20 protein-coding genes are annotated in these 25,571 nt (G+C 69.4%); 11 read left to right on the forward strand and 9 right to left on the reverse strand.

What is annotated here, in order from left to right:
- Nucleotides 1-331: 331 nt before the first annotated feature.
- Together LTV02_RS37320 and acpS are read left to right on the forward strand one after the other, a co-directional pair.
- The gene (locus LTV02_RS37320; protein ID WP_269821589.1) at nt 332-9,664 is read left to right on the forward strand and encodes a type I polyketide synthase; all 9,333 of its coding nucleotides are present in this window, start codon (nt 332-334) and stop codon (nt 9,662-9,664) included.
- A 184-nt stretch (nt 9,665-9,848) separates the two neighbouring features.
- The gene (gene acpS / locus LTV02_RS37325) at nt 9,849-10,271 is read left to right on the forward strand and encodes a holo-ACP synthase AcpS (protein ID WP_067714911.1); all 423 of its coding nucleotides are present in this window, start codon (nt 9,849-9,851) and stop codon (nt 10,269-10,271) included.
- On the opposite strand, the gene LTV02_RS37330 is transcribed toward acpS, so the two are convergent.
- Nucleotides 10,268-10,912 (reverse strand): TetR/AcrR family transcriptional regulator, encoded by a 645-nt coding sequence (locus LTV02_RS37330; RefSeq protein WP_245663525.1) that lies wholly within the window; start codon nt 10,910-10,912, stop codon nt 10,268-10,270. The two genes, acpS and LTV02_RS37330, sit on opposite strands and share 4 nt — an antisense overlap.
- Nucleotides 10,913-11,315: 403 nt before the next feature.
- On the opposite strand from LTV02_RS37330, the gene LTV02_RS37335 reads away from it, so the two are divergent.
- Nucleotides 11,316-12,590, forward strand: coding sequence for a hypothetical protein (locus tag LTV02_RS37335; protein ID WP_233036213.1), 1,275 nt, complete (start codon nt 11,316-11,318; stop codon nt 12,588-12,590).
- 305 nt (nt 12,591-12,895) lie between these two features.
- Here the strand turns inward: LTV02_RS37335 and bcp are convergent, their stop codons facing one another.
- A complete protein-coding gene (gene bcp / locus LTV02_RS37340) occupies nt 12,896-13,369 on the reverse strand; it encodes a thioredoxin-dependent thiol peroxidase (RefSeq protein ID WP_233036214.1) in 474 nt (157 codons plus the stop codon).
- A gap of 101 nt (nt 13,370-13,470) precedes the next feature.
- On the opposite strand from bcp, the gene LTV02_RS37345 reads away from it, so the two are divergent.
- Complete coding sequence (locus LTV02_RS37345) at nt 13,471-13,695, forward strand: DUF3618 domain-containing protein (protein ID WP_067714900.1); 225 nt, start codon at nt 13,471-13,473, stop codon at nt 13,693-13,695.
- 154 nt (nt 13,696-13,849) lie between these two features.
- Here LTV02_RS37345 and LTV02_RS37350 read toward each other — a convergent pair whose 3' ends face one another.
- A complete protein-coding gene (locus LTV02_RS37350) occupies nt 13,850-14,149 on the reverse strand; it encodes an excalibur calcium-binding domain-containing protein (RefSeq protein ID WP_067714897.1) in 300 nt (99 codons plus the stop codon).
- A 354-nt stretch (nt 14,150-14,503) separates the two neighbouring features.
- Here LTV02_RS37350 and LTV02_RS37355 point away from each other — a divergent pair, with 354 nt between their 5' ends.
- Entirely contained in the window at nt 14,504-14,968 is a 465-nt protein-coding gene (locus LTV02_RS37355) for a MarR family winged helix-turn-helix transcriptional regulator (protein WP_233036215.1), read from the forward strand.
- On the opposite strand, the gene LTV02_RS37360 is transcribed toward LTV02_RS37355, so the two are convergent.
- On the reverse strand, nt 14,969-16,024 hold the full coding sequence (locus tag LTV02_RS37360) for a crotonase/enoyl-CoA hydratase family protein (protein ID WP_233036216.1): 1,056 nt from the start codon (nt 16,022-16,024) through the stop codon (nt 14,969-14,971).
- Between the two features lie 60 nt (nt 16,025-16,084).
- Nucleotides 16,085-16,399, reverse strand: coding sequence for a hypothetical protein (locus LTV02_RS37365; RefSeq protein WP_233036217.1), 315 nt, complete (start codon nt 16,397-16,399; stop codon nt 16,085-16,087).
- A 72-nt stretch (nt 16,400-16,471) separates the two neighbouring features.
- On the opposite strand from LTV02_RS37365, the gene LTV02_RS37370 reads away from it, so the two are divergent.
- Nucleotides 16,472-17,332: a GNAT family N-acetyltransferase gene (locus LTV02_RS37370; protein ID WP_233036218.1), complete on the forward strand. Its 861-nt coding sequence runs from the start codon at nt 16,472-16,474 to the stop codon at nt 17,330-17,332.
- A 71-nt stretch (nt 17,333-17,403) separates the two neighbouring features.
- Nucleotides 17,404-18,117 carry a hypothetical protein gene (locus tag LTV02_RS37375; protein WP_233036219.1) on the forward strand — a complete coding sequence of 238 codons (714 nt, stop codon included), beginning with the start codon at nt 17,404-17,406 and terminating at the stop codon, nt 18,115-18,117.
- Nucleotides 18,118-18,135: 18 nt separating this feature from the next.
- Here LTV02_RS37375 and LTV02_RS37380 read toward each other — a convergent pair whose 3' ends face one another.
- Complete coding sequence (locus tag LTV02_RS37380; protein WP_233036220.1) at nt 18,136-18,759, reverse strand: alanine and proline-rich secreted protein Apa; 624 nt, start codon at nt 18,757-18,759, stop codon at nt 18,136-18,138.
- 87 nt (nt 18,760-18,846) lie between these two features.
- Nucleotides 18,847-19,293, reverse strand: coding sequence for a MarR family winged helix-turn-helix transcriptional regulator (locus tag LTV02_RS37385; protein WP_233036221.1), 447 nt, complete (start codon nt 19,291-19,293; stop codon nt 18,847-18,849).
- 78 nt (nt 19,294-19,371) lie between these two features.
- Here LTV02_RS37385 and LTV02_RS37390 point away from each other — a divergent pair, with 78 nt between their 5' ends.
- On the forward strand, nt 19,372-19,746 hold the full coding sequence (locus tag LTV02_RS37390; protein ID WP_233036222.1) for a cupin domain-containing protein: 375 nt from the start codon (nt 19,372-19,374) through the stop codon (nt 19,744-19,746).
- Between the two features lie 81 nt (nt 19,747-19,827).
- Complete coding sequence (locus LTV02_RS37395; RefSeq protein ID WP_233036223.1) at nt 19,828-21,732, forward strand: CocE/NonD family hydrolase; 1,905 nt, start codon at nt 19,828-19,830, stop codon at nt 21,730-21,732.
- Nucleotides 21,733-21,745: 13 nt separating this feature from the next.
- On the opposite strand, the gene LTV02_RS37400 is transcribed toward LTV02_RS37395, so the two are convergent.
- A complete protein-coding gene (locus LTV02_RS37400; RefSeq protein WP_067714872.1) occupies nt 21,746-22,039 on the reverse strand; it encodes a hypothetical protein in 294 nt (97 codons plus the stop codon).
- A gap of 86 nt (nt 22,040-22,125) precedes the next feature.
- Complete coding sequence (locus tag LTV02_RS37405) at nt 22,126-22,686, reverse strand: TetR/AcrR family transcriptional regulator (protein ID WP_233036224.1); 561 nt, start codon at nt 22,684-22,686, stop codon at nt 22,126-22,128.
- 233 nt (nt 22,687-22,919) lie between these two features.
- Here LTV02_RS37405 and LTV02_RS37410 point away from each other — a divergent pair, with 233 nt between their 5' ends.
- Nucleotides 22,920-24,161 (forward strand): cytochrome P450, encoded by a 1,242-nt coding sequence (locus tag LTV02_RS37410; protein ID WP_233036225.1) that lies wholly within the window; start codon nt 22,920-22,922, stop codon nt 24,159-24,161.
- A 66-nt stretch (nt 24,162-24,227) separates the two neighbouring features.
- Nucleotides 24,228-25,523 carry a sigma-54-dependent transcriptional regulator family protein gene (locus LTV02_RS37415; protein ID WP_233036226.1) on the forward strand — a complete coding sequence of 432 codons (1,296 nt, stop codon included), beginning with the start codon at nt 24,228-24,230 and terminating at the stop codon, nt 25,521-25,523.
- The last annotated feature ends 48 nt before the right edge of the window (nt 25,524-25,571 follow it).

The following is a 25,571-nucleotide window of genomic DNA, read 5'->3' on the forward strand; positions in this document are numbered from 1 at the left end:
GGTGTGGCGTACTGGTCGGTAACCCTACCAGGGATTATAACGATTTGATAAACCGCAATGTGAGGAAGCCTCACATTTCCTTCACCGGTGTAACCACGCTCACCAGCGTGTTCAAACATGAGGGAGGGTCATGTTTCGGACGGTTCTGGGACGACCGTACAGAAATACTCGGGGGTAGGTCACGGGGTGCGGACCAAACATGAGGAGATCCTCATGATTTTGTGGAATCCTCGCCATCTACCAGGGCCAGATGGCCGGAGGAACACCTGCGCACCGTGAGCGCGGCCCAGTCCTGAGGGGGCGGGCCGCCAGGAGAAGGAAGTCGAACGTCTTGACGATCAACGAGAGCACTGGAACCGGACCGAAGGCCAAGGTGGCGGGGAAGAGCCGGGAGAGTGGAGTCAGGTCGTCGCTGCTGGACCGGTTGCTGGGGGGTGCGCCGTACGCCCTCGCTTTCGGTGGACAGGGGGCGCAGTGGCTGACCGAGCTGGAGGAGATCGGGCGGGATTCCGCACTGGAGCCGGAGCTGACCGCACTGGTCAATGACGCGGCCCGGCAGCTGGAACCCGTTGCGGCACAACTACTCGTGGTGCGTCCCGTCGGGTTCGACCCGATCGCGTGGATGCTCGAGGAAGAGATCGCCGACCCGGAGCAGGGGGAGGTGTCCGGAGCGCCGTCAGCGCAGGTGTTGCGCTCCGCGGCCGTCTCCATGCCCGGCGTGTTCCTGACCCAGGCCGCCGCCTTGCGCGCGCTGCGCCTGCAGGGCCTGGACACCGCGGCGCACGCGCCCACCGCCGTCATCGGCCACTCGCAGGGCCGGATCGCCGCCACCGCCGCCGAGGCGCACGGGCAGCGCGATGCCGAACTGCTGGCCATCGCCCAGTTGATCGGCGCCGCCGCCGGACTGGTCGCCCGCCGCCGCGGCCTCATGCCGGTGGGGGAGAAGTCGCCCATGGTGGCGGTCTCCAATGTCGATCCCGAGCAGTTGCGGGAAGTTGTCGACGCGCTCATGACCGACATCGCGCCGGAGAAGGCCGCGGTGCTGTCCATCCGAAACGGCCGCCGCCGCGCCGTGCTGAGCGGCCCGGTCGCCCAGCTGGATCGGGTCCGCCAGCGCTGCGCCGAGATCAATGCCGAACAGGCCAAGGAACGCGACGCCAAGAAGCGCGGCGGTGCGGTCTTCGCGCCGGTGTTCGAGGACATCCCGGTCGAGGTCGCCTTCCACCACCCGGCGCTGGCCGAGACCGTCGACCTGGTCAAGGGCTGGGCGCAGCAGTGCGGCCTGGACGCCGAACTGGCCGCGAGCCTCGCCCAGGAAGTGCTCGTCGATCCCATCGACTGGGTCGGCATCGTCGACGACACCGTCGCCCAGGGCGCGCAGTGGATCCTGGACCTGGGTCCCGGCGACCTGCTCTCCCGCCTCACCTCCGGCTCGCTCAAGGGCACCGGCGTCGGCGTGCTCGCCGCCGCCACCCGCTCCGGCCAGCGCAGCCTCTTCACCCCCGGCGCGGCCCCCGAAATCGCCCCCGCCTGGGCCGAATTCGCGCCCAAGCCGGTGCGCCTGCCCAATGGCCGGGTCGTGGTCGAGACCGCGTTCACCAGGCTGACCGGCCGCTCCCCGATCCTGCTCGCGGGCATGACCCCCACCACCGTGGACGCGAAAATCGTGGCGGCCGCGGCCAATGCGGGCCACTGGGCCGAACTCGCCGGCGGCGGCCAGGTCACCGAGCAGATCTTCGCCGATCGCGTGGAAGAGCTGAAGACGCTGCTGCACCCGGGCCGCGCGGTGCAGTTCAACTCGCTGTTCCTCGACCCCTACCTGTGGAAGCTGCAGCTGGGCGGCAAGCGCCTGGTGCAGAAGTCCCGTTCCGCCGGTGCGCCTTTCGACGGCGTCATCGTCACCGCCGGCATCCCGGAACTCGACGAGGCCGTCGCGCTGATCGAGGAGCTGACCGAGGCCGGCATCACCCACGTGGCGTTCAAGCCCGGCACCGTCGCCCAGATCCGGGCCGTGCTGCGCATCGCCGACTCGGTGCCCGGCTACCCGGTCATCATGCACATCGAAGGCGGCAAGGCCGGCGGGCACCACTCCTGGGAAGACCTGGACGACCTGCTGCTCGACACCTACGCCGAACTGCGCGTCCGCGACAATGTGATCGTCTGCGTCGGCGGCGGCATCGGCACTCCCGAGCGCGCCACCGAATACCTCACCGGCGCATGGTCGCAGGTGCACGGCTACCCGGCCATGCCGCTGGACGGCGTACTGGTCGGCACCGCCGCCATGGCCACCCTGGAGGCCACCACCGCGCCCGAGGTCAAGCAGCTGCTGGTCGACACCCCCGGTACCCCGGACTGGGTCGGCGCGGGCACCGCGTCCGGCGGAATGGCTTCCGGCCGTTCGCAACTGGGCGCCGACATCCACGAGATCGACAATGCCGCCTCCCGCACCGGCCGCCTGCTGGACGAGGTCGCCGGTGACGCCGACGCCGTGGCCGAGCGCCGCGCGGAGATCATCGAGGCGCTCAACGGCACCGCCAAGCCGTACTTCGGCGACGTCGCCACCATGACCTACCTGGAATGGCTGGAGCGCTACGTCGAGCTGGCCGTGGGCCTGGACCGCCGCAAGGACTTCGACTGCGGCGGCGACTTCGCCGACGCCATCGCCGAGGCCACCAAGTCGGTGTGGCTGGACATCACCTGGCGCGACCGGTTCGCGGAAATGGTGCGCCGCACCGAATCCCGCCTCAACCCGGCCGACCGCGGCGAGATCGCGACCCTGTTCGCCGACGACGCCGCGTTCGAGACCCCGGTCAAGGCCATCTGCACGCTGAAGGAGCAGTACCCGGCCGTCGCCTCGGCCGTGCTGCACCCGGCCGATGTGCCGTTCTTCGTGTCGCTGTGCAAGATTCCCGGCAAGCCGGTCAACTTCGTGCCGGTGGTGGATCAGGACGTGCGCCGCTGGTGGCGTTCGGATTCGCTGTGGCAGGCTCACGATCCGCGCTACACCGCCGATCAGGTGTGCATCATCCCGGGCACCGTCGCCGTCGCGGGCATCACCCGCGTGGACGAACCGGTCGGTGAACTCCTCGACCGCTTCGAACAGGACACCGCCTACTCCCTGGTGCGCGCGGGCGTCGTCCCGGCCGCCGTCGACGGCCGCCGCCGCGCCGCCGTCGCGGGCGGCCTGCTCGACATCGTGCTCGCCGCACCGGATGTGAACTGGGCCGGCCGCACCACCGTCAACCCCATCCACCGCCTGGGCGATCTCGGCGAGTGGACCATGAACGGCAAGGGCGCGATCCACCCGCCCACCGGTGCGACCCTGTCCGCCACCGAGGGCCCCGAATCCGACCACGCCTATGTGGAATTGGCGGTGCCGCTGCTGGGCAAGGACGCCGTCCGCATCCGCATCACCGTGCCGGTCTCGGTGTACAACGGCGGCGCGCCCGTCATCACCGAAGCCGATGCCGACGCCGCCATGACCGCGCTGCTGGCCGTCGCCGCCGGGCAGTCGCTGCCCGAGGTGAAGGTCGTCAACGGCACCCCGGTCGCGCACCTGAACGTGGCGTGGAGCCCGGACCTGATCGCCGATCACGCCGGCGTCACCGGTTCCGGTCTGCCCGAACACCTTTCGACGATCGGCCGCACCGCCCCCGACGTGCTCGTCGGCGCCTGCTGGCCCGCGGTCTTCGCGGTGCTCGGCGCGACCCGTACCGCCACCGGCGCCAGCGTCATCGAGGGCATGCTGGACCTGGTCCACCTCGACCACCAGATCGATCTGGTCGGCGAATTGCCCACCGGCGCCAGCGTGCTCGCGGTCAAGGTGGAGGCGGGCGAGACCCTCGACACCGATCTGGGCCGCGTCGTCGAGGTGCGGGTGCGCATCACCGGCATGCTCGACAAGGTCGAGACCGGCATGTCCATGCCGACCATCGCCACCCTCACCGAGCGGTTCGCCATCCGCGGCCGCACCGGCGCGGGCGAGCTCACCGATCCGCCGCGCGCCGCCGGTTCGCTGTCCGAGCAGGCCGCCGACACCCCGCGCCGCCGCCGTCGCGACGTGACCATCCAGGCTCCGCGCGCCATGTCCGCCTTCGCGCAGGTGTCGGGTGACTTCAACCCCATCCACACCTCCGGCAATGCGGCCAAGCTGGCCGGGCTGGGCGATCCGATCGTGCACGGCATGTGGCTGTCGGCCGCCGCGCAGCACGCGGTGTCGGCCATCGATCTGAGCGACAAGGTGCCGCCGCGCACCATCACCGCCTGGACCACCCGCTTCCTCGGCATGGTGCGCCTGGGCGCGCAGATCGACGTGCGCGTGGAACGGGTCGCGGTGGACGCGGGCACCGAGATCATCGAGGTGTCCTGCCGCATCGACGGCGATCTGGTGATGACCGCGACCGGTCGCATCGCCGCGCCGAAGACCGTGTACGCCTTCCCGGGCCAGGGCATTCAGGCCAAGGGGATGGGCCTGGACGCACGCACCCGCTCCAAGGCCGCCAAGCAGGTCTGGGACGAGGCCGACAAGCACACCCGCGAGGCGCTGGGCTTCTCGATTCTCGCTGTGGTGCGCGACAACCCGACCTACTTGAAGGCGCGCGGCGTCGAATACCGGCACCCGCAGGGCGTTTTGCACCTGACCCAGTTCACCCAGGTGGCGATGGCCACCCTCGGTGTGGCTCAGGTGGCCGAACTGCGTGAAGCCGGCGCGTTCATCGAGGGCGCCATGCTGGCGGGTCACTCCGTCGGCGAGTACAACGCGCTGTCCGCCGTCGCGGGTGTGCTGCCGCTGCACGCGGTGCTCGAGGTGGTGTTCCAGCGCGGCTCCGCCATGCACGAGCTGGTGCCCCGGGATGCCCAGGGCCGCAGCGACTACCGCATGGCCGCCATCCGGCCCTCGCAGATCGGCATCGCCGACGACGAGGTGATCGGCTGGGTCAAGGGCATCGGCGACGCGGCCGGGGAATTCCTGGAGGTCGTCAACCTCAACCTGCGCGGCGCGCAGTACGCCATCGCGGGCACCGTGAAGGGCCTGGAAGCCCTCGAGGTCGAGATCGAGCGGCTGCGGGCGCAGACCGGCGGCAAGCGGGCCTTCGTGGTCATCCCGGGCATCGACGTGCCGTTCCACTCCACCGTGCTGCGGGCCGGCGTGCCGGACTTCCGCGAGAAGCTGCGCGGGCTGCTGCCGGAAGACCTGCATCCGGAAGTGCTTGTCGGACGCTACATTCCGAACCTGGTGCCGCGCCTGTTCAACCTGGAGCGCGACTTCATCCAGGAGATCGCCGACCTGGTGCCGTCCGAACCGCTGGCCGAGGTGCTGGCGAACTTCGACGAATGGGCGGCCAAGCCCATCGAACTGTGCCGCGTGGTGCTGGTCGAGCTGCTGGCCTGGCAGTTCGCCTCGCCGGTGCGCTGGATCGAGACCCAGGATCTGCTGTTCACCGACGTCGAGCACGGCGGGCTGGGCGTGGAGCGGTTCGTCGAGATCGGTTTGGCCGCAACGCCTACCGTCGCGAACCTGGCCTCCAACACGCTCAAGCTGCCGCAGTTCTCGAACACGGTGGTCGAGGTGCTGAACATCGAGCGCGAGTCCGGCATCGTGTACGCCACCGATACCGATCCCGCGCCGGTGGAGGAGCCGGAGGAGACTCCGGCCGCCGAAACCGCTTCGGCCGCAGCGGCTCCCGCCGCCGCCCCGGCTCCCGTGGCCGTGCCGACCGGCGGGCCCACCCCGGACGACATCGCGTTCAATGCCGCCGACGCCACCCGCGTGCTCATCGCGCTGTGGACCAAGCTGCGCATGGACCAGATCGGCCCGGTGGACACCATCGAGGGCCTGTGCGACGGCGTCTCCTCGCGGCGTAACCAGCTGCTCGTCGACCTCGGCGCGGAGCTCTCGCTCGGGGCCATCGACGGTGCGGCCGACGCCGATATGGGTGCGCTGTCCAATACCGTCGATCGCCTGGCCCGCACCTACAAGCCGTTCGGGTCGGTGCTGTCCGACGCCATCGGCGATCACCTGCGCAAGGTCTTCGGTCCCTCCGGCAAGCGCCCCGGCGCCATCGCCGATCGGGTGAAGAAGGTCTGGGGCCTGGGCGACGGCTGGGCCAGCCACGTCACCGCCGAGGTCTCGCTCGGCACCCGCGAGGGCGCTTCGGTGCGCGGCGGCGATCTCGGCGGCCTGGTCTCCGGCGGCCTGAACGACGGTGCGGCCGTGGACAATGCGATCGACGCGGCCGTGCAGGCGGTCGCCGCCCGCCGAGGCGTCGCGGTCTCCATGCCGTCCGCCGGCGGCGGGGGCGGCGCGACCGTCGACGCGGCCGCGCTGGGCGAGTTCACCGAGCAGATCACCGGCCGCGACGGCGTGCTGGCGCAGGCCGCCCGCGTGATCCTGGAATCCCTCGGTCACGTCGAGCAGCTGTCCGCGCCGGAAGCCTCCGACAACTCGCTCATCGATCTGGTCTCGGCCGAATTGGGTTCGGACTGGCCGCGTCTCGTCGCGCCCGCCTTCGACGCCAAGAAGGCCGTGCTCATCGACGACCGGTGGGCCTCGGCCCGTGAGGATCTGGCCCGGCTGTGGCTGGGCGAGGATGCCGCGCTCGCCGACTTCGCGGTCGACGGGTTCACCGGCGCCGGGGAAGCCGTTGCCGCACAGGCAAACTGGTGGCGCGATCGGGCCAAGCGCGAAGCGCGCTCCGTACTGGCCGGGGTCTACGGCAGCATTGCCGAGGCCGCGGTGAGCGCCGCGGAGCCGGGCGCCTGGTCCTCCGATATCGCCGTGATCACCGGCGCCAGCAAGGGTTCCATCGCGGCGGCGGCCACCGGGCGACTGCTCGGCGGCGGCGCGACCGTCATCGTCACCACCTCCAAGCTCGACGACGCCCGCCTGAGCTTCTACAAGAAGCTGTACCGGGAGCACGCCCGCAATGGCGCGACCCTGTGGGTGGTGCCCGCGAACATGGCCTCCTACAGCGATATCGACGCGCTGATCGACTGGGTCGGCAACGAGCAGGTCGACAATGCCGGCGGGGCCAAGATCCTGGTCAAGGAGGCGATGACCCCCACCCTGCTGATGCCGTTCGCCGCGCCCCGCGTGGCCGGTGACCTCTCCGACGCCGGCGCTCGCGCCGAAATGGAGATGCGGGTGCTGCTGTGGTCGGTGGAGCGGCTCATCGGTGGCCTGTCCACCCTGGGCGCGGACCACGACGTGGACGCCAAACTGCATGTGGTGCTGCCGGGTTCGCCCAACCGCGGCCTCTTCGGCGGCGACGGCGCGTACGGCGAATCCAAGGCCGCGCTCGACGCCGTGGTCGCCAAGTGGCGCGCGGAGAAGTCGTGGGCGCAGCGGGTCACCCTGGTGCACGCGCTGATCGGCTGGGTGCGCGGCACCGGGCTGATGGGCCATAACGATCCGCTGGTCGAGGCCGTCGAGGCGGCCGGGGTGCAGACCTGGTCCACCCAGCAGATGGCGGACGAGCTGCTCAAGTGGTGCACCTCGCGGGCTCGCGTGGTGACCGCCGCCGGACCGCAGCAGATCGACCTGACCGGTGGATTGGCCAATGCCAAGCTGGATCTCGCCGCGCTCGCCAAGGGTGCGCACGGTGAGGCCGAGGAAGCCGAGGCCGCCGCGGAGAAGAGCGACGTCGCCACCATCGCGGCGCTGCCGGCCCCGCCGACCCTGTCCTCCAAGCTGCCCACCCCCGAATGGGGTTCGGTCACCGCCGATCTCGACGATATGGTCGTCATCGTCGGCGCGGGCGAGCTCGGGCCCTACGGCTCGGCGCGCACCCGCTTCGAGGTCGAGGTGTCCGATCAGCTCTCCGCAGCGGGCGTGTTGGAGCTGGCCTGGACCACGGGCCTGGTCACCTGGGAGAACGATCCCAAGCCGGGCTGGTACGACACCGAATCCGGTGAGTACGTGGACGAATCGGAGCTGGCCGAGCGCTACCACGACACCGTGGTGGAGCGCTGCGGCGTGCGGCGCTACGGCGACGACGGCGCGATGATCGACAATGCCATTCCGCTGCTGACTTCGGTGTTCCTCGACAAGGACCTGTCCTTCGTGGTCAACAGCGAGGCCGAGGCGCGCGCGTTCTTCGCCGCCAACCCGGAGCAGACCGTCATCACGCCGGTCGAGGGTTCGGGCGACTGGAACGTGATCCGCAAGGCGGGCACCGAGATCCGGGTGCCGCGCAAGACCAAGCTGTCGCGGTTCGTGGGCGGTCAGATCCCGACCGGCTGGGATCCCACCAAGTGGGGCATCTCCGCCGATATGGCCTCCTCTGTGGACCGGGTGGCGCTGTGGAACATCGTCTGCACCGTGGACGCGTTCCTGTCCTCCGGCTTCAGCCCCGCCGAGCTCATGAGCTGGGTGCACCCGGCGATGGTCGCCAACACCCAGGGCACCGGCATGGGCGGCATGTCCTCGATGCGCTCGCTCTACATCGACAACCTGCTCGGTGAGCCGCGCGCCAACGACATCCTCCAGGAGGCGCTGCCCAACGTCGCTCTCGCCCATGTGGTGCAGAGCTACGTCGGTTCCTACGGCGGCATGATCCACCCGGTCGCGGCCTGCGCGACCGCGGCGGTCTCCGTCGAGGAGGGCGTGGACAAGATCAAGCTGGGCAAGGCGGACCTGGTGGTGGCCGGCGGCTACGACGACCTCGGCATCGAGGGCATCGTGGGCTTCGGCGACATGTCCGCCACCGCCGACTCCGCCGTCATGGCGGGCAAGGGCATCAGCGACCGCTACTTCTCCCGCGCCAACGATCGCCGCCGCGGCGGCTTCGTCGAATCGCAGGGCGGCGGAACGGTTCTCCTCGCCCGCGGCTCGGTGGCCCTGGAAATGGGCCTGCCGGTCCTCGGCGTGGTCGCCTACGCCCAGTCCTTCGCCGACGGCGTGCACACCTCCATCCCGGCCCCCGGCCTGGGTGCGCTGGGTGCGGGCCGCGGCGGCCCGGAGTCGCGACTGGCCAAGGAACTCGGCAAGCTCGGCGTCTCGCCCGACGAGATCGCGGTGGTCTCCAAGCACGACACCTCCACCGCGGCAAACGATCCCAACGAGTCCGAGCTGCACGAACGCCTCGCCACCGCCATCGGCCGTTCGGAAGGCAACCCGCTGTTCGTCATCTCGCAGAAGACCCTCACCGGTCACGCGAAGGGCGGCGCGGCGGCCTTCCAGATGATCGGCCTGTGCCAGGTTCTCGAACAGGGCGTCATCCCGCCGAACCGCAGCCTCGACTGCGTCGACGAGAAGATGAAGGCGTACCCCCACCTGGTCTGGCTCCGCGAGTCCCTCCAGGTCGGCGACCGCTTCCCGCTCAAGGCGGGCCTGGTCACCTCGCTCGGCTTCGGCCACGTCTCCGGCCTGGTCGCCATCGTGCACCCCCAGGCCTTCGTGGAAGCCATCACCGACGCCGACAAGCGCGAGACCTACCAGCGCCGTGCCGAAGAGCGCCAGCTCGCCGGCCGCCAGCGCCTCACCGAGGCCATGTGCGGCGGCGCCCCGCTCTACGAGCGCCCCGCCGACCGCCGCCTCGGCGGCGACGGCACCCCGGCCAAGCAGTCCCGCCAGCTCGAGGCCGAAACCCTGCTCAGCCCGACCGCCCGTCTCGGTGCCGATGCGACCTACGTCTCGGTCCCGAAGGGCCCGGCCTGCCAGTAGATCCGAGTAGCTGGGCGGGCCCGCGTGTCGACGCGGGCCCGCCCACTTCTTTGCCCGGGGCGAAGCTCCGGGTAGCCCTGCGGCGCAACGCAACTTACGCCGGCGGAGCCTACGGAACCGTAGGCTCCGCTGGTATGTTGCGCCCAGACAACAGCACTCAAGAGGAATCGAGGAGTCTCATACCGTGACGATCCTTGGTATCGGACTGGACTTGGTCACCATTTCCGAGTTCGCCGAACAACTGGAACGCACCGGCACCACCATGATCCGGGAGAGTTTCACCGCGGGAGAGCGCCGCTATTGCCAAAGCAAGGGCACTGATCCCGCTCGTAGTTATGCCACCCGGTGGGCCGCCAAGGAGGCGGTCATCAAGGCTTGGGCCTCTTCTCGGTTCGCTCGGAGTCCGCAGATCGGGGACAACCCTTATCCGTTGATCGAGGTGGTCAATGATGCCTGGGGGCGGCCGAGTATCAAATTGCACGGGCTGGCGGCGGAGTTCCTGCCGCGGGTGCGGGTGCATCTGTCGCTGACGCACGACGGGGATACGGCGGCCGCCATGGTGGTGCTGGAAGATCCGGGTGAGCTAGCGGACTTGATCAACGGCTAGTTCATGTCGGGCTCGACCGGCGTGCGCTGGCCGCCGGTCCGGGACTCCTTCTCGGCAATCAGCAAGTAGGCGACCATGAGTCGCTTCAATTCGGCCACCGCGTCCTCGTGGCTGAGGCCGTCCTGGACGGAGAAGTTCAGCATCGAGTAGACGACGTGCACCAGCACCTGGGCCATCATGGAACGACGGCCGCGCGGGGTGCGCGGCATGAGCGGGCGGAGCATCTGGGCTACCGCCTCGGCGAATTCCTTCTCGTGGATGGCGCCCGTCGCGCGGGTCGACGGCGTGGACTGCATGGCCAGCCAGACCTCGCGGCGCGACGGGTCGGTCATCCACAGATCGGCGAGATGATCCACCAGGGCGTTCATGTGGCGGAGCCAGTCCATGGACGGGATCTCGCCGTGGAATTCGGACAGTTCCTGGGAAACCGCCACCAGGTCTTGGCGATTCAGCTCGCAGACGATCACGTACTTGTTGGCGAAGAACTGGTAGAGGGTGCCGATCGGCACCTCGGCGCGGGCCGCCACTTCCTCACAGGTGAACGATTCGAAACCGACCTCGACCAGCAGCTCCCGGGAGGATTGGAGCAGGGCGTCGAACTTGCGTTTGGACCGTTCCTGCGTCGGGCGGCGACGCGGCATCAGTTCCTGCGGGTCGTCCTGCAACTCCAACGCAGGGTCCGGTCGTCGTGTCGACCTGGTTCCCGTGCGCGCTTCCACGTTCAACAGCCTAGAGGTAGCGACACGCTGATGACACGCTGCGGTACTTCGTGTGTCCCTATCTCGTCGTAGGTTCGCACCCATCCACACCCGGGAGTGGCTCCGAACACTCATCGCAGCTGCTTCCCAGCTGCCCCTCAGCGCTTGACAAATGGCTCCGCCCAGAATCTCCGGGCTTGCCCCGCGGCAGACCCGGATCCAGGGGCCGCGAGAGTTTCGTTTCCGGCTCTCGCGAGCCTCGCCCCGGGAGCCACGAGAGTTTCGTTGCATCGACACAACGTTGGAAGGCTGATCTGTGGTTGCTTCTGCTGTTGTTCGTTCCGCGGTGACCATCGGCGTCGCTACCGAGCGCGGCATCGTGCGCGCGGTGGCACTCGCCGACGGTGACAAATTGACCGAGCGCGTGGTGGACGAGCGCGTGGAAAAGGTTGTCGGCGATACCAAAGCCGATCTCGCCGCCGCGGTGGAGACGGTGCTGGAGGAACTGGCCGACAAACTTTCACCGGATCGCGAAGTGGTGGGCGCGGCGGTCGTGTACCGGGATGCGGCCGAACGCCGGGCCATCGTGACGCGGCTGGCGTCCGGCCCGTGGCACGAGGCGTCGCTGGTGTCGGCCAAGGCCGCGCATCTGGCCGTGGCGCGGGCCATGAGCTGGGTGGACGAATTCGAGGACCTGGCCATCTGCGAAGTGGTGCCGGGGTTCCAGGCCTTCTCGCTGATCGATCCGGACCGCACCCGGGTGCTGGCGGCCGTGACGCTCAATGGCGGGGCCACCACCGAGGAGGCCATGCGCGCGGCCGTCACCGCCGCCTGGGATCAGTTCGACGCGGCCGGGGTGAAACCGGACGCCGTGGTGCTGATCGGTTCGGCCGCAACCGAACCCGCCGTGGTGGCGGCGCTGGAGTCCGGGTTCGGCGCGCCGGTGATCCCGTGCGCGGTGGCCGCGAACGCGCCCGCCCTGGGAGCCGCGCTGGCAGCGCTGCCGGAGACGGAGTTCGCCGGGGAAGCCGCGGAACGGATTCGGCGGGCGCGGGGTACCGCCGCGCTGTTCGCGGCCGCGAGCGTGCTGGCCGGCGGACTGGTGGTCGGCGGCGTGTACACCGCGAGCAGCAATTCCAAGACCGTGCCCGAACCCCGGCTCATCGATGCCCGGGTGTCGGCGGACGCGCCGCACAGCCCGCCGCCGCAGCCGATCGGCGAGACCGGGCTCGACACCGGCTCCGCAGGTGACATCGTCGACGGCCTGCCCGGGCCCACCCCTACCGAGGCGGGCGCACCGCTCACCGAGCAGACCACGCCGCAGCTGCTGCCCGAACCCGAGATCGTGACGCTCGACCCGGCCACCCTCAACTGGGGCCCGGACCGCACCGAACGCCCCTCGAAACCGCTGATCAAGGCCCAGCCCGAGGGCGAGCGGTCCAGCGCCACGGACTCCATCATCCCGGCCCCCACCCACACCGTCGGCTCCCCGACCGAAGGCGGCCTGTTCCCCGGCGAACTGGCCCCGCCGCCGTTAGGCACCCCCGAATTTTCCAAATGGTGGGACAACCACTGGCACATGATGGTTCAGTGGGCGGCACAGCTGCTGCCACGCGTCTGAGACGAATCGACCCACCCGATCCGCCGGCAGACGCCGAAAAGACGGGCGGTGCCCACCCGTGGGCACCGATCTCGACGGGAGCAGGGGCGATGTCGAGGCCCGAGTCCCGGCCCGAACCATGGCGACGCGAGCGCGTGGCGTCCCACGGTGCGGGCCGGGGCTTTTCGTATCTGCCCCGGTCCGGCGGTGAGCCCCGCCGGATCCGAGGATTCCTCCTGAGCGGGCCCCGGTCTCTACCCTCATTACACGTCCGGCCCCCGATCCGTTCAGGATCGGGGGCCGTCCAATCTCGTGCGGTGCGACCGCTAGACCGACAGGTCGCGGCGCAGTTTCGCCACGTGCCCGGTGGCGCGCACGTTGTATTGCGCGACCTCGATCTTGCCGTGCTCGTCCACCAGGAAGGTGGAGCGGATGACGCCGGTGACGGTCTTGCCGTACATGGTCTTCTCGCCGAAGGCGCCGTAGGCCTGCAGTGTTTCCTTGTCCGGGTCGGACAGCAGGGGGAAGGTGAGTCCTTCGTTGTCGCGGAACTTGGCCAGTTTGGCCGGCTTGTCGGGGGAGATGCCGATGACATCCAGCCCGGCCTCGTTCAATTCGCCCAGGCTGTCGCGGAAATCGCAGGCCTGCTTGGTGCAGCCCGGGGTGCTCGCGGCCGGGTAGAAATACACGATCACCTTGCGTCCGCGATAGTCCGACAGCGAGACCTCTTTGCCGTCGGCATCGGGCAGGGTGAAGGCGGGCGCGGTATCGCCGGGACTGAGTCGGTGGTTCTCGGTCATGCCTGCACGGTAGTAGACGGGCCTGACCGGGTGTGAGCGATACACTCCAGGGCAGGTCAACAGCGCCGCCCGGGGTGGCGGCTTTCAGACAGGAGTGTGACGTGGCGAGAGACACCGAGGCGATCGAGCGGGAGATCGAGGCCGCGCGTAACCGGCTCGCGAGCACCCTCGACGAACTCGCGGTGCGGGCCGACCCGCAGCGGCTGGCCGACAATGCCAAGCAGTCGTTCGTGGCCAAGGTGAACGAGCCGAAGATCAAATACAGCCTGATCGGGGCGGGCGCACTGGTCGCCACCCTGGTGCTGGTGCGGATCTTCCGCCGCTGACGCGGCGAAACGCCTTGCAAGCAACCGGGCCCCGGATCCTGACGGATCCGGGGCCCGGTGCATGAGGGGGTACTTCGGTTCCTTGCACCGCGGCCCCGATCCGTGAGGATCGGGGCCGCGAAGTTTGTTGCGGCGCTAGCCGCGGATGCCCGAATCAGACGGTCGGGCAGGCGAATCCGTCGCCGTCGGGATCGAGGTGGGGGCCGTAGCCGGGTTCACCGCGGAAGAGGGGGGCGTGGCCTGCGGCGCGGGCTTCGTCGCAGTTCTTGTAGGACCCGCCGGCCGAGCCGGTCTGGGTGAGATTCGCCGAACCGGTCGCGCCGGAGCCGGTGTCGATGGTGGAGGAGCCGGTGCCGGACGACCCGGTGGGGACGTCGGCGGAGGCGGCGGCAAGCGGGGCGAGAGTCGTCAGGCTCGCGACGCTGGCGGTGACGAGTAGCCGGCGAACGTTCATGTATTCCTCAATGTCGGCGCAATAGGTTGGTAGCGGCCCGGTTCGGCGCGGTTACGCCACCGCTGCGGGTTGTGGCACGGTGGCCGGTCCGGTCCGGCGTCTACTGTTCTGGCGCAACGTTGCATTGTCAACCGGATGGGCTATCCATCGAGGTAGAACCCCTTCGCAGCCTTCGCGGTCGGGACCCGTTCCGGCAGAACGCGTCCCATTCGTCCTGTTGCGCCGTTTATGTATCGCCCTCGCGGGCATTGTGTTTCGCAAAGCTCAAAAATTGTGCCGGATGAATTCCGGGGAATCGGCCGGGTCACCCACCGTTGGTGTCCGTGTCAACTATGCGTCGCTAGGATGGAACCCATGACCCGCTGGCTGAGCGACGAGGAACAGGCGACCTGGCAGTCCTATATTCGGCTGCGGCAGCGCCTCGACGCCGCCATCGCCGCCGGGCTCACCCGCGACGGCCTGTCCTACTCCGATTACGAGGTGCTGGTCGCCCTCGCCGCCGCCGGCGGCAACCTGCGCGCCAAGGAACTGGGCGCGGAGATCTGCTGGGACAAGTCCCGCCTGTCCAAACACCTCTCCCGGATGGCCGCCCGCGGACTGGTCGGCCGCTGCCAGGCCGTGGACGATGCCCGCGGCCGCGAGATCATGCTCACCGACGCCGGCCGCGCCGCCCTGGAGGCCGCCGCGCCCAATCACGTGGAACTGGTGCGGCGGCTGTTCATCGACGAACTGGACCCCGAAGAAGCGGCGGCCATGCGCTCGCTCTCGGCCAAGGTGGTCGCCGAGGCGGAGCGCACGGATCTGCCCGAGGCGCGCTAGCTAACTTCCGGCGGCGTCCTCGCCCGGCTGGTCCGCCGGCTTGCCGAACTGCCCGCGCCAATCCCCGAACGGTTCGTCCCGCTCCCGCACCGCATCGCGGAAACCGGCGGTGGCGGCGCGCAATTGGAAGGCGTATCCCTCCCGCGTGTGCCGCGAGATCCCATCGAACACGGTGCTGATCATCCCGGAATTCAGCACGCCCTGATTCAGCAGCGCACTGTTGAGCGCCAGCTTCGCCATCACCAGCTGATTGATCGGCACCTGCGAAATCCGTTGCAGCAGATCCTCGGTGCGCGCGTCCAGCTCATCGGCCGGCGGCGCCTCGATGGCCAGCCCCCACTCGGCCGCCTGCTTGCCGCTCAGGCTGTCCCCGGTGAACAGCAGTCGCTTGGCGCGCTGATCCCCGACCCGATGCGCCCACATCCCGGCCGCCGGAATCCCCCAGGTGCGGGTGGGCGGATACCCGAACCGCGCGTCCTCGGCGCAGATGATCTGATCGGCGAACAGCGCGATGTCGGTCCCGCCCGCGATGGCGAACCCGTGCACCTTGGCCACCGTCGGCTTGTTGGCGTGCAGCAGGCTGGCGAATCCCCGGTTGAACCGCGACATCATGGCGTAGTCGACCATGGGATCCCAAGTGCCCCAAGGATTGTGATTGCGCGCCTGCACCACCGGATCCAGCACCGTGCCCTCGGCCGGCTGCGCTCCCGCGCTCGGCGCGAAGCTGTTCTCGGCGAAGATCGACAGGTCGTAGCCGCCGCAGAAGCCCTTGCCCCGCCCGCTCACCACGATGACGTGCACGCGCGGATCCAGGTCGGCGCGTTCGACGGCCGCCGCCAGCTCGACCGGCGTATCCGAGGTGATGGCGTTCCCGTGCTCGGGGCGGTTGAAGGTGATGCGCGCGATCCGCCCCGTCACCTCGTAAGTCAGTGTGCGCCCGGTGAATCCGTTCTCGGGCTGCGGACGCCCCTCGAACAGGGAGTCGTCCCCACCGGTCAGGTCGTCGCGCCAGGCGGCCGGTCGGGTGCCGGCGTGGTTCTCGTAGTCGGGTGACACGCAAGCAGTGAACCCCGGTTCATTTCTTGCTGTCAAGAGCCGCGCCCGGGTCCGCCGCCCTCATTCCCAGGGTTTGACCGGTGGTTTCACCCAGAGGATCTTCTCGTCCGCGAACTCCCGCCGCGCGCCAGGATGCGCCGGATTGCGCTCGGCCCAGGCGTCCTTCTCCGCCAGCATGCGGGCGACGACCTGCCAGGTCTCATCGGTGCTCGGTGGATTGGCGTCCGCGGCCCGCGCCAGTTTGCGCCGCTGCGCCATAGGGAGGTCCAGGAGTTCGCCGCCGGTGATCCCGCGCTGCCAGACGTAGGCGGCCAGCCGCCGGGCCTTGTCCTCCCGGCTGCGGCTGGCGTGATCGGAGTGCGCGTAGTCGGCCATCTCGCATTCCCTCAGGTAGGTAACTCTGTCGAGGCGACCCTACCGCAGCCCGCCGACAGGTACCTTGGACGCATGCCGGAGGCCGCGGGCGTTCCCGATTCCCTCGTCGTCACCCCTGCCAGCCGACAGGACTGGTCGGTCGTCACCGAATGGGCGGCCGCCGAAGGCTGGAATCCGGGGGAGCGGGATCGCGAGGCGTTCTTCGCCCAGGACCCGGAAGGTTTCCTGCTCGGCCGCCTGGACGGGGAACCGGTCTCGGCGGTCTCGGTCGTCAACTACAGCCCCGAATACGCCTTTCTGGGTTTCTATCTCGTTCGCCCCGACCTGCGCGGCCGTGGCCTGGGCATGGCCACCTGGAAGGCCGGTCTCGCGCACGCGGGCAGCCGGGTGATCGGCCTGGACGGAGTTCCGGACCAGCAGAACAACTATCGCCGCAGCGGCTTCGAACTCGCCTATCGCAGTGCGCGATTCACCGGGGTGCCGCGGCTCGATGCCGTGGACGACAGCGTGCGCGCCCTGGAGCCCGCCGACCTGGCCGCCGTCCACGCCTACGATTCGGCTTGTCTCCCAGCCGATCGCACGCCGTTCCTGACCGCCTGGCTCGCCGACCCGGCCAACCTCACCCTGGTGCGAGTCGTCGACGGCGTGCTCACCGGTTACGCCGCCGTCCGCCCGGCCCGCGATTCCCTGCGCGTCGGACCTCTGTTCGCAGACGACCCCGGCACCGCCCGCGCCCTGCTCGCCGCCCTCACCGAACGCACCGGGGGAGTGGAACTGGCGGTGGATGTCCCGCTGCGCAACGAATCCGCGGTCGCACTGGCCGAACAGGCCGGTCTCGCACCGAGTTTCGAGACGGCGCGCATGTACACCGGCCCGGTGCGCGACCCGCACCCCGAACGGGTGTACGGCGTCACCACCCTCGAACTCGGCTGATTCCTCGTCCGTGCACGTCCCGGTCATTTCCGGCCGCTATGCTCCGGCGGAAACCGTCAGGGAGGGAAACAGTGACCGAGGAGCAACCGCAGCCGCATTGGCCGCCGGTCGAGGATCCGTCGGCCGTCACGGCCGCGCCGGCCCCGGCCGCCTATCCGCCCTACCAGGGGGCCACCGGCTACCAGCCGTTTCCCGGCGGTGCACAGGCCTATCCGGGCACCGAACCGGGTAAACCGCCGCAGACGGTGCTCACCGCGTTCTATCTGATGCTGGCCGCCGCGGCCGCGAACGTGGTCGGCCTGTTCGTCGGTCTCGCGCAGCTGCCGACCGCGCGCGAGGAGGCGCGGCAGGCTTCGGACGGGGTGCTCAGCGATCAGACGATCGACCTCATCGTGAACATCACCGTCGGCGTCTCGGTGCTCATCGAGGTGATCTCGGTCGGGCTCTGGATCTGGCTGGCGTTCGCCATTCGCTCCGGCAAGAACTGGGCGCGCATCACCGGCACCGTGCTGTTCGGGCTGTATTCGGCATCGATGCTGTTCAGCCTGGTGAACGTGCAGAGCAGTGCCGCGGCCGCGCTGGCGATCAGCGTCCTGGTGTGGCTGATGGCGGTGGCGGTCACGGTGCTGATCTGGGTCGGCCCGGCCCGCGCATACTTCCGCCCCGCGCAACCGCAGCTCCCATACCCGCCCGCGCAGTATCCGTCCTGGACCTACCAGCCCGCCCCGTATCCGCCCGCGCAGCATCCGCCGGATTCGAATCCGGCCGGACCACAAGGACTCTGATCAGGAGATCGACCGGAGCTACAGCGGCCGAATGGATTTCGCGAGCCGTGCCGCCGCTTCCCGATCCACCGGCGCGGTGGCGTCACCGAGCCAGGTGACCCACCACCGGTACACGCCCCGGCGCACTACCGCCCCGTACACCTCGGCCGGTGGATTGCTCGAGCCGTTGAACACGATGCGGTGGAAGCACGACCGGCCCTGCACCGCACGCCCTTTCACCTCCGCGCAGCTGGTATCCACCTGCTCGCCCGAACTGGGGAAGAAGAACGCGCCCATCCCGCCGGCGAGCCCACAGGCTGCCGCCCCGTCATCGGATTCCGCCGCCGCGAACAGGGTACGGTCGAGCTTGCCGAGCAGGATCATCCCGCTCCCGCTCCCGCTGCCGCTCTGCCGTAGAGCCACCTGACCGAAGATCAGGTGATCGTTGCCGCGCGGGTTCTGCTCCCACCCCTCGGGTGGCACGAAGCTCATACCGGCCGCGGCGCTGTCGATCCGCGCCGCCTCGTCCGCACTCGGCCGCACCGACCGGAACACCAGGCACCCGACGCCGCCCAGCCCGATCACCAGCATCAGCACGCATGCCACGACGACCCAGCGCGCCGTCTGCGGCGAGACCGCCGCCGGCCCCGGATTCGCATTCACGCCGCGACGCTAGCAATCCAGTGGCTACGGCCCGGTGCACCGCCGGGTCGGCGCGCCGCACGGATTCACAACGATCAACCCAGGAATTCACCAGGCGGAGGGCCGGACCCGACCCGGCGTCACCATCCGGGCCAGGCTATTCCGCACCGCGACCGCCGCGTCCGGCCCGAGCGTCCGCACCCAGTGCGTCGTGTACGCGGCCAGCGCGGCATCGGCCGCTCGCGTACACGCCCAGCCTCGGGCCGTCAGCGTGACCAGCTTGGCCCGCGCATCGCCCGGATGCGGATTGCGTTCCGCGTAGCCCTTTTTCACCAGCTCCTCCACCAGCTGGCTGGCCGCCTGCTTGGTCACCCCGAGATGCTCGGCCAGCTCACCGACGGTCGCCCCGTCCGGCGCCATCCGGGCGAACGCGAAACCGTGGGTCGGCCGCACATCGTCGAATCCGGCGGCCACCACACCGGCATTGACGGCATCGGTGACCTCGGCGGCCGCGGCGAGCAGCAGTAGGGGCAGGTCCTGGGCGGGCACGGGCATACCTCGAATCTTGGCACTTGACAGAGTAGTCAACTATCTTGACTATATTGGACAAGTAACTTGACTAAAGGAGATGACATGCCGATCACCCGTGCCGCCGATGCCCAGGTCTTCGAAATGCACGGCACCACCTTCACCTCCCTGATCCGGCCCGCCGCCGGCAGCGCCGAACTGTGCGTGTGGCGGATCGAGATCGCGCCCGCCACCACCGGTGTGGCACACCGCGTCCTGCGGGAGGAGGCCTTCGTGCTGCTGGACGGCGAGCTCACCATGGTCATCGACGGTGAAGCCGCCGACCTGAAATCCGGTGACGCCGCCATCGCGCTCGCCGGATCCACCATCCAGCTGAACAATTCGGCCGCGACCCCGGCCACCGTGCTCGTCACCGCCCCGGTCGGCTTCACCGGCGAACTGCTCGACGGCACCGTGGTGAACCCGCCGTGGGTGAACTGACGCGGTCGGCGAAGAACCCCGGCGAATCTGTCTCAGACGATTTACGCTGAGGGTTCGATGCCGACCCCGTGAGGACTCGTGATGAGCGAACTCTTGTCCACTGCCGAATCGTCCACGCCCGCGGTGCATCCGGACACCCGGTTCGATATCGGCCCGGTCCGGTATTCGAAACTGTTCGCGCGCAATACGGTTCCGATCCGGATGTCGGACGGGGTGCTGCTGTCCGCCGATATCCTGCGCCCGGGCGATGCGAACGGCCCGGCCGGGGAGCCGTTGCCCGCCATCGTGAACTTCACCCCGTACAACAAGATGCTCAATCGCCATGGCATGCGGATGAATACGGTGGCGCGGAAGGCGGCGGGGCGGGTGCGCGCCTCCGATCGCAGCCGGATGCGGGCGCGGGACGTGCTGCGTACGCCCGCGGGCGGGGTGCTCGAGTCCTTCGCGATCAACCGGACGGCGGTGCGGCGCGGCTACGTCGGGCTGATGGTGGACGTGCGCGGCACCGGAAGTTCCACGGGCGCTTGGGATTTCTTCAGCCCGCGCGAACAGCAGGACTATGTCGAGGTGTTGCGCTGGGTGCGTGAACAGCCCTGGTGCAACGGGGATCTGGCGGTCACCGGCATTTCCTACGGGGCGATCTCGGCGCTGCACAGCGCGGCGCAACGGCCCGAGGGCCTGCGGGCCGTGTACGCGATCGAGGCGGGCGAGGACCCGCCGCGCGAACTCGGCCTGACCGGCGGCGTGCTCACCCCGGGCATGATGCTGTGGATTCTCGGCGTCGGCGGCGGCAAATGGCTACCGGCCTGGCCGGGCCTGATGCGCGAGGGCCTGGCCGGAGAGTTCCTGCGCGAGCGGCTGACCCGGCGATCGGGCTGGGTGCGCCGCGCCGCGCGCCTGGCGTTCGGCGATCATCCCGACGGCTATCTGAATCCGATGTGGGCGGAGAAGCTGCCCGACCTGGAGCGGATCGAGACGCCCACCTGGATCCACGGCGGCTGGCACGACGTCTACAACCGCTCCAATTTCCGCATGTACGACCGCATTCCGGTGCCGGGCGGCGCGAAACAGGTACTGGTCGACGACTCCTACCACCTCACTCCCGGGTCCGGGTTCGGCGATCCGGGCAATCCGCAGGCCATCGACGAATTGCAGACCGCGTTCTTCGACCGCTGGGTCAAGGGCATCGACAACGGCATCGACCGCTACGGCCCGATCACGTTGCGCCGGCAGGGCGACGGGCATTGGATCCAGCGCGCCGATTACCCCGATCCCGCCGCCGAGGTGCGCCGGCTGTACCTGACCGGCGACCGCACCGGCACCGCTCCGCACGCCGCCGTCGACGCGGGCCTGTCCGCCAAGCCCGACGAGGTGGAGACGCGCCTGCCCGTTCCCGGCAGCCGGGTCAGCGCCGTGTCGAACAACAGCGCGGTCATGACCATGGGGGTGACGCTGTTGCTGGGGCACGCGCACGGCAACGACGACCGGCGCAGCGAGGCGACCGCGGTCACCTTCACCTCCGACGCGCTGGCCACCGATCTGATCCTCACCGGCCCGATGAACCTGCACCTGCACGCCGTGGCCGACGGCACCGACGCGTTCTGGTCGGTCACGGTCTGCGATGCGCACCCCGACGGCACGTCGGTGCCGCTGACCCGCGGCGCACTGCTGTCATCCCATCGCCACACCGACGAGGCCGCCAGCTACAAGGTCGGCGACGAGCTGCTCTTCCCGATCCATCCCCTCACCGCCGACACCGCCGCCCCGGTGGTACCCGGCGAACCCTTCGACCTCGATATCGAGATCAACCCCACCGAGGCGCTGCTGCGCGCCGGGCATCGCCTGCGAATCGCGGTGAGCCGCACCAGCTTCCCGCGCCACCTGATTCCGCGCTGGAAGCAGCGCGAGATCACCGGCCAGGCCGTGGTGATCGACCCGGACCATCCCGGCTATCTGAGTTTCCAGGCGGTGGAACCGATTTCGTGAAACGCCGCGGGCGTCAGGGCGCGACGGGACCCTGCGGTCCGACGATGAAGGTGGCGTTGCCCTTGTCGTCCAGGCCGGTGTCGATGATCTTGTCGTCGAAATAGGCGGACGATTCCGGGTCGAGGAAGATGCGGGCGCCCTCGGCGGTGAACACATCGTCCTGTTCGGCGGGTGCGGCGGTGACCGCGAGTTCGAAGGTCTGGGCGCTGTCCGACGTCGAAATGCGCAGGCCGCACTCGTCGGGGACGCCATCGCCGGAGGTGATACCGCGGACCGCTTCGGCGGCGGTAGGAGTGAGCATCAGCATGAATCTGTCCTCTTCCGCTGTCGGTGACACCGGTGCGACGCACCGGCCGTCCTCCGGGTAACCGATCGCCGAGCTCCGAAACAACGCTAGGTCAGGGACCTGAGGGCGGGTGCGACGAAGCGTTCGACCATGCGGCGTTCGGCGGCCGGATCGGGAAGCGGCCAGGCCAGCAGGGCCAGCACCACGCGCACGATCCATTGCGCGGCTTCGGGGTCCGGGGCGGCGCCGGTCAGCGCGATCGCGATGCGGCCGAGTTCCGGTGCGGTGGAGAGGTATTCGTCGGCGCCGCCGGCTCGCACATTGGCCAGCCACTGGGCCAGGGTGGGGTCCGTGCGGATGGCGCGGATCGAGGCGACTATGCCCTCCACGATGCGGTCCTGGCCGTGCAGTCCGGCGACCTCGGCGGCGACGCGGTCGGCCACCTTCACGGCGGAGGTGGCGATGACGGCGCGCACCAGATCGGATTTGCCGCCGGCGTGGCGGTAGAGGGTGGCGCGGGAGCATCCGGCGCGGGCGGCGATCTCGTCGATGCCGACGGCGGCGATGCCGCGTTCCAGGAACAGGGCGGTGGCGGCGGCGAGGATGCGCTCGCGTGCGACCGTGCGCCGGTTTCCGCCGGCGAGCCAATCGTCGCGCTGGTTCGGCATGCGCACTCCTCAAGATAGCCACGTTCGGCGCAGCATCTCAGCCTGAGATGGAATCCGCAATATGTCTCACCGAGTTGGCGGGCTGAAAGGCAGTTCAACTGCTATTTCCGTGGTTTGCACGCGAATGCCCCGTGCGCGTCTCTACTTCCCGAATCTCATTGCGAGATGACCGTTGACACTCGTTTCAGCGCTTGCGACGGTGACGCGGCATCAGCTCGCAGGCAGGAGACAGCATGACAATGGCGTCCGTGGCCGAGATCGACATCTTCGATCCGGCCCATCTCGAGGACCCGTACCCGATGTACCGGATGCTGCGGGAGCACGCGCCGGTCTACCGGGTGCCCGGCACCGACTTCTATCTGATCTCCTCGTGGGAACTGGTGTCGCAGGTGTGCGCCCGCACCGAAGTCTTCTCCTCCAACCTGACCGCGACCCTGATCCGGCAGCCCGACGGCGCCGCCGCCGTCTTCGACATGGACCACGGCGGTCAGGCCGTGCACGTCCTGGCCACCGCCGACGATCCCGATCACCGACAGCACCGCAAGCTGGTATCCACCGTGCTGTCCAAGCGAATTCGCGCCATGGGCCCCACCGTCGAGGAACTGATCGACAGCCTGTGGGTGTCCGAACTGCGCGACGGCCGCATCGACTGGGCTACCGGCATGGCCGACCGGCTGCCCCTGGCCCTGGTGGCCGCCATCATCGGCCTCCCGTCGGAAGACGTTCCGCGCCTACTGGATTGGGCCTATGACAGCACCGAGATGCTGGGAGGCGTGGTGCCCGCGGAGCGGATGGGGCCGCTGATCATGTCCGCCGCCGAACTCACCGGCTACCTGTATGAGCAGCTGACCGCCGCGAGAACCGATGCGGCCCGGCGGGATTCGGGACAGGATCTGCTGGGTGTGCTGGCACGCGCGGTCGAAGCGGGCGAACTCCCGCACGAGGTAGCGGTTTTGAATCTGGTCCAGCTGGTCGGCGCGGGCGGCGAATCCACCGCCGGCCTGATCGCCAGCGCCGCCAGGATTCTCGCCACCGACCCCGGCCTGCAAAACCTACTTCGCGAACAGCCGCACCGCATTCCGGCCTTCCTCGACGAAGCGCTCCGCCTGGAATCACCGTTCCGTGGCCACCACCGCCACGTGGTATCCGATACCGAACTAGGCGGCGTCCCCCTCCCCGCCGGCAGCCACCTGCTGCTGCTGTGGGGCGCAGCCAACCGCGATCCCGCCGTCTTCCCCGACCCCGACGCCCTCGACCTCGACCGCACCACCTCCCGTCACCAGATGGCCTTCGGCAAGGGCATCCACTTCTGCGTCGGCTCTCCCTTGGCCAAGCTCGAAGCCCACGCAGCCATCTCCGCCCTCCTGGACCGCAGCGCTTCGTTCTCCCTGATCGAGGACGCCGCCCCCATGTGGGTCCCGAGCCTGTTCGTCCGCCGCCACCAGACCCTGCCGCTGAAAATCACCACCAACTGATTTGGTCCGCGTCCGCCGCGGTCCGGCCGGAGTTACAGTGACGGCAGGCGACCGCTGAGGACATCGATGAACACCGCACCATCACGCAATCCCTGGGCGGCTGTGCGTCCGGGGGACGATATCGCGCAGCTGACGCGACAGGTGTCGCGGGCGCACCGCGTGTTCCTCGACGGTGCGGACCGGAGCTTGCCGGGCAGGCAGATCCGGCCGGTGGTGCTGGATTCGTGGGAGCGCAGCCGGGGGAGCGGGGTGGATCCGGATCGGTTCGCGGCGGCGGTGGATCTCGGGGACGTGGAACTGCGCCGGTACCGGTCCGAGCATCCCATCGCGCATATCCGGCCGGTGGTGCGGAAACTGCTGGTGGAGGACGCGTCCGAGGCCGGGTTGCTGGTGGCCATCAGCGATGCGCAGGGGCGGCTGCTGTGGGTCGACGGCGAGGCCGGGCTGCGGCGGCGCGCGGATGCCATGGGATTCGTGGAGGGCGCGGACTGGAGCGAGGACCGGGTGGGCACCAATGCGCCCGGAACCGCGCTGGCGCTCGACCATCACATTCAGATCTTCGGTGCCGAGCATTTCAGCCGGGCCGTGCACGAGTGGAGCTGTTCGGCCGCGCCGGTACACGATCCGGTCAGCGGGCAGGTCATCGGGGCGGTCGATATCACCGGCGGCCCGAGAGTGGCCGCGCCCGAAGCGCTTTCGCTGATCCGGGCCACCGTGGTCGCCGCCGAGGCGGAATTGCGGCTGCGGCTGCTGGATCCGCCGCGCGTGCTCGGAGAACGGGCGCGGCTGCGCGTGCTCGGCCCGGCGGGGCCGATGCTGCTGCGGGAGGACGGGGCGCGAATCCGGTTGTCGCAGCGGCATGCCGAGATACTCGTACTGCTGGCGGAGTATCCGGAGGGCATGAGCGCGGACCAGCTGGCGCTGCTGCTGGACGAGACCGAACTGGATCCGGTGACGGTGCGGGCCGAGCTGTCGCGATTGCGGAAACTGCTGGGCGGCACCGCCCTCGGCTCACGGCCCTATCGGCTGCTGCTCGATCTCGACACCGATCTCGGCGAGGTGCGGCGCGGCTTGGCCCGCGGTGACGTGGCGGCGGCCGTGCGCGCGTATCCCGGTCCGCTGCTGCCGCGTTCGCTGGCACCCGGCATCGCGCAGCTGCGGGCCGAACTGCGCGGGCGGCTGCGCGCGGCACTGCTGCGCTCACGGGATCGGCGGCTGCTGGCGCGCTGGACCGAATCACCGGACGGGCGTGAGGATCTCGCCGCATGGACCGTCTACCTGGAGGCGCTGGACCCGTCGTCCTCGCTGTACGCGCAGGTGAAATCGCGGGTGGGACTGCTGGACCGACAACTGGGCGTCTGACCAGTTTGTTGCAACGTCGGCGCAACAGCACCGCTTCTAGTGTCACAG

It is taken from the genome of Nocardia yamanashiensis (assembly GCF_021183565.1).
GTDB classification, from domain to species: Bacteria; Actinomycetota; Actinomycetes; order Mycobacteriales; family Mycobacteriaceae; genus Nocardia; species Nocardia yamanashiensis.

Coding starts and splice junctions, on each gene's coding strand:
- LTV02_RS37330 (WP_245663525.1), bottom strand. CDS start 10,912: ATGCCGCGTCGCCGCCCGACGCAGGAACGGTCCAAACGCAAGTTCGAC.
- bcp (WP_233036214.1), bottom strand. CDS start 13,369: ATGACCGAGAACCACCGACTCAGTCCCGGCGATACCGCGCCCGCCTTC.
- LTV02_RS37350 (WP_067714897.1), bottom strand. CDS start 14,149: ATGAACGTTCGCCGGCTACTCGTCACCGCCAGCGTCGCGAGCCTGACG.
- LTV02_RS37355 (WP_233036215.1), top strand. CDS start 14,504: ATGACCCGCTGGCTGAGCGACGAGGAACAGGCGACCTGGCAGTCCTAT.
- LTV02_RS37365 (WP_233036217.1), bottom strand. CDS start 16,399: ATGGCCGACTACGCGCACTCCGATCACGCCAGCCGCAGCCGGGAGGAC.
- LTV02_RS37370 (WP_233036218.1), top strand. CDS start 16,472: ATGCCGGAGGCCGCGGGCGTTCCCGATTCCCTCGTCGTCACCCCTGCC.
- LTV02_RS37385 (WP_233036221.1), bottom strand. CDS start 19,293: ATGCCCGTGCCCGCCCAGGACCTGCCCCTACTGCTGCTCGCCGCGGCC.
- LTV02_RS37390 (WP_233036222.1), top strand. CDS start 19,372: ATGCCGATCACCCGTGCCGCCGATGCCCAGGTCTTCGAAATGCACGGC.
- LTV02_RS37395 (WP_233036223.1), top strand. CDS start 19,828: ATGAGCGAACTCTTGTCCACTGCCGAATCGTCCACGCCCGCGGTGCAT.
- LTV02_RS37400 (WP_067714872.1), bottom strand. CDS start 22,039: ATGCTGATGCTCACTCCTACCGCCGCCGAAGCGGTCCGCGGTATCACC.
- LTV02_RS37405 (WP_233036224.1), bottom strand. CDS start 22,686: ATGCCGAACCAGCGCGACGATTGGCTCGCCGGCGGAAACCGGCGCACG.
- LTV02_RS37410 (WP_233036225.1), top strand. CDS start 22,920: ATGACAATGGCGTCCGTGGCCGAGATCGACATCTTCGATCCGGCCCAT.
- LTV02_RS37415 (WP_233036226.1), top strand. CDS start 24,228: ATGAACACCGCACCATCACGCAATCCCTGGGCGGCTGTGCGTCCGGGG.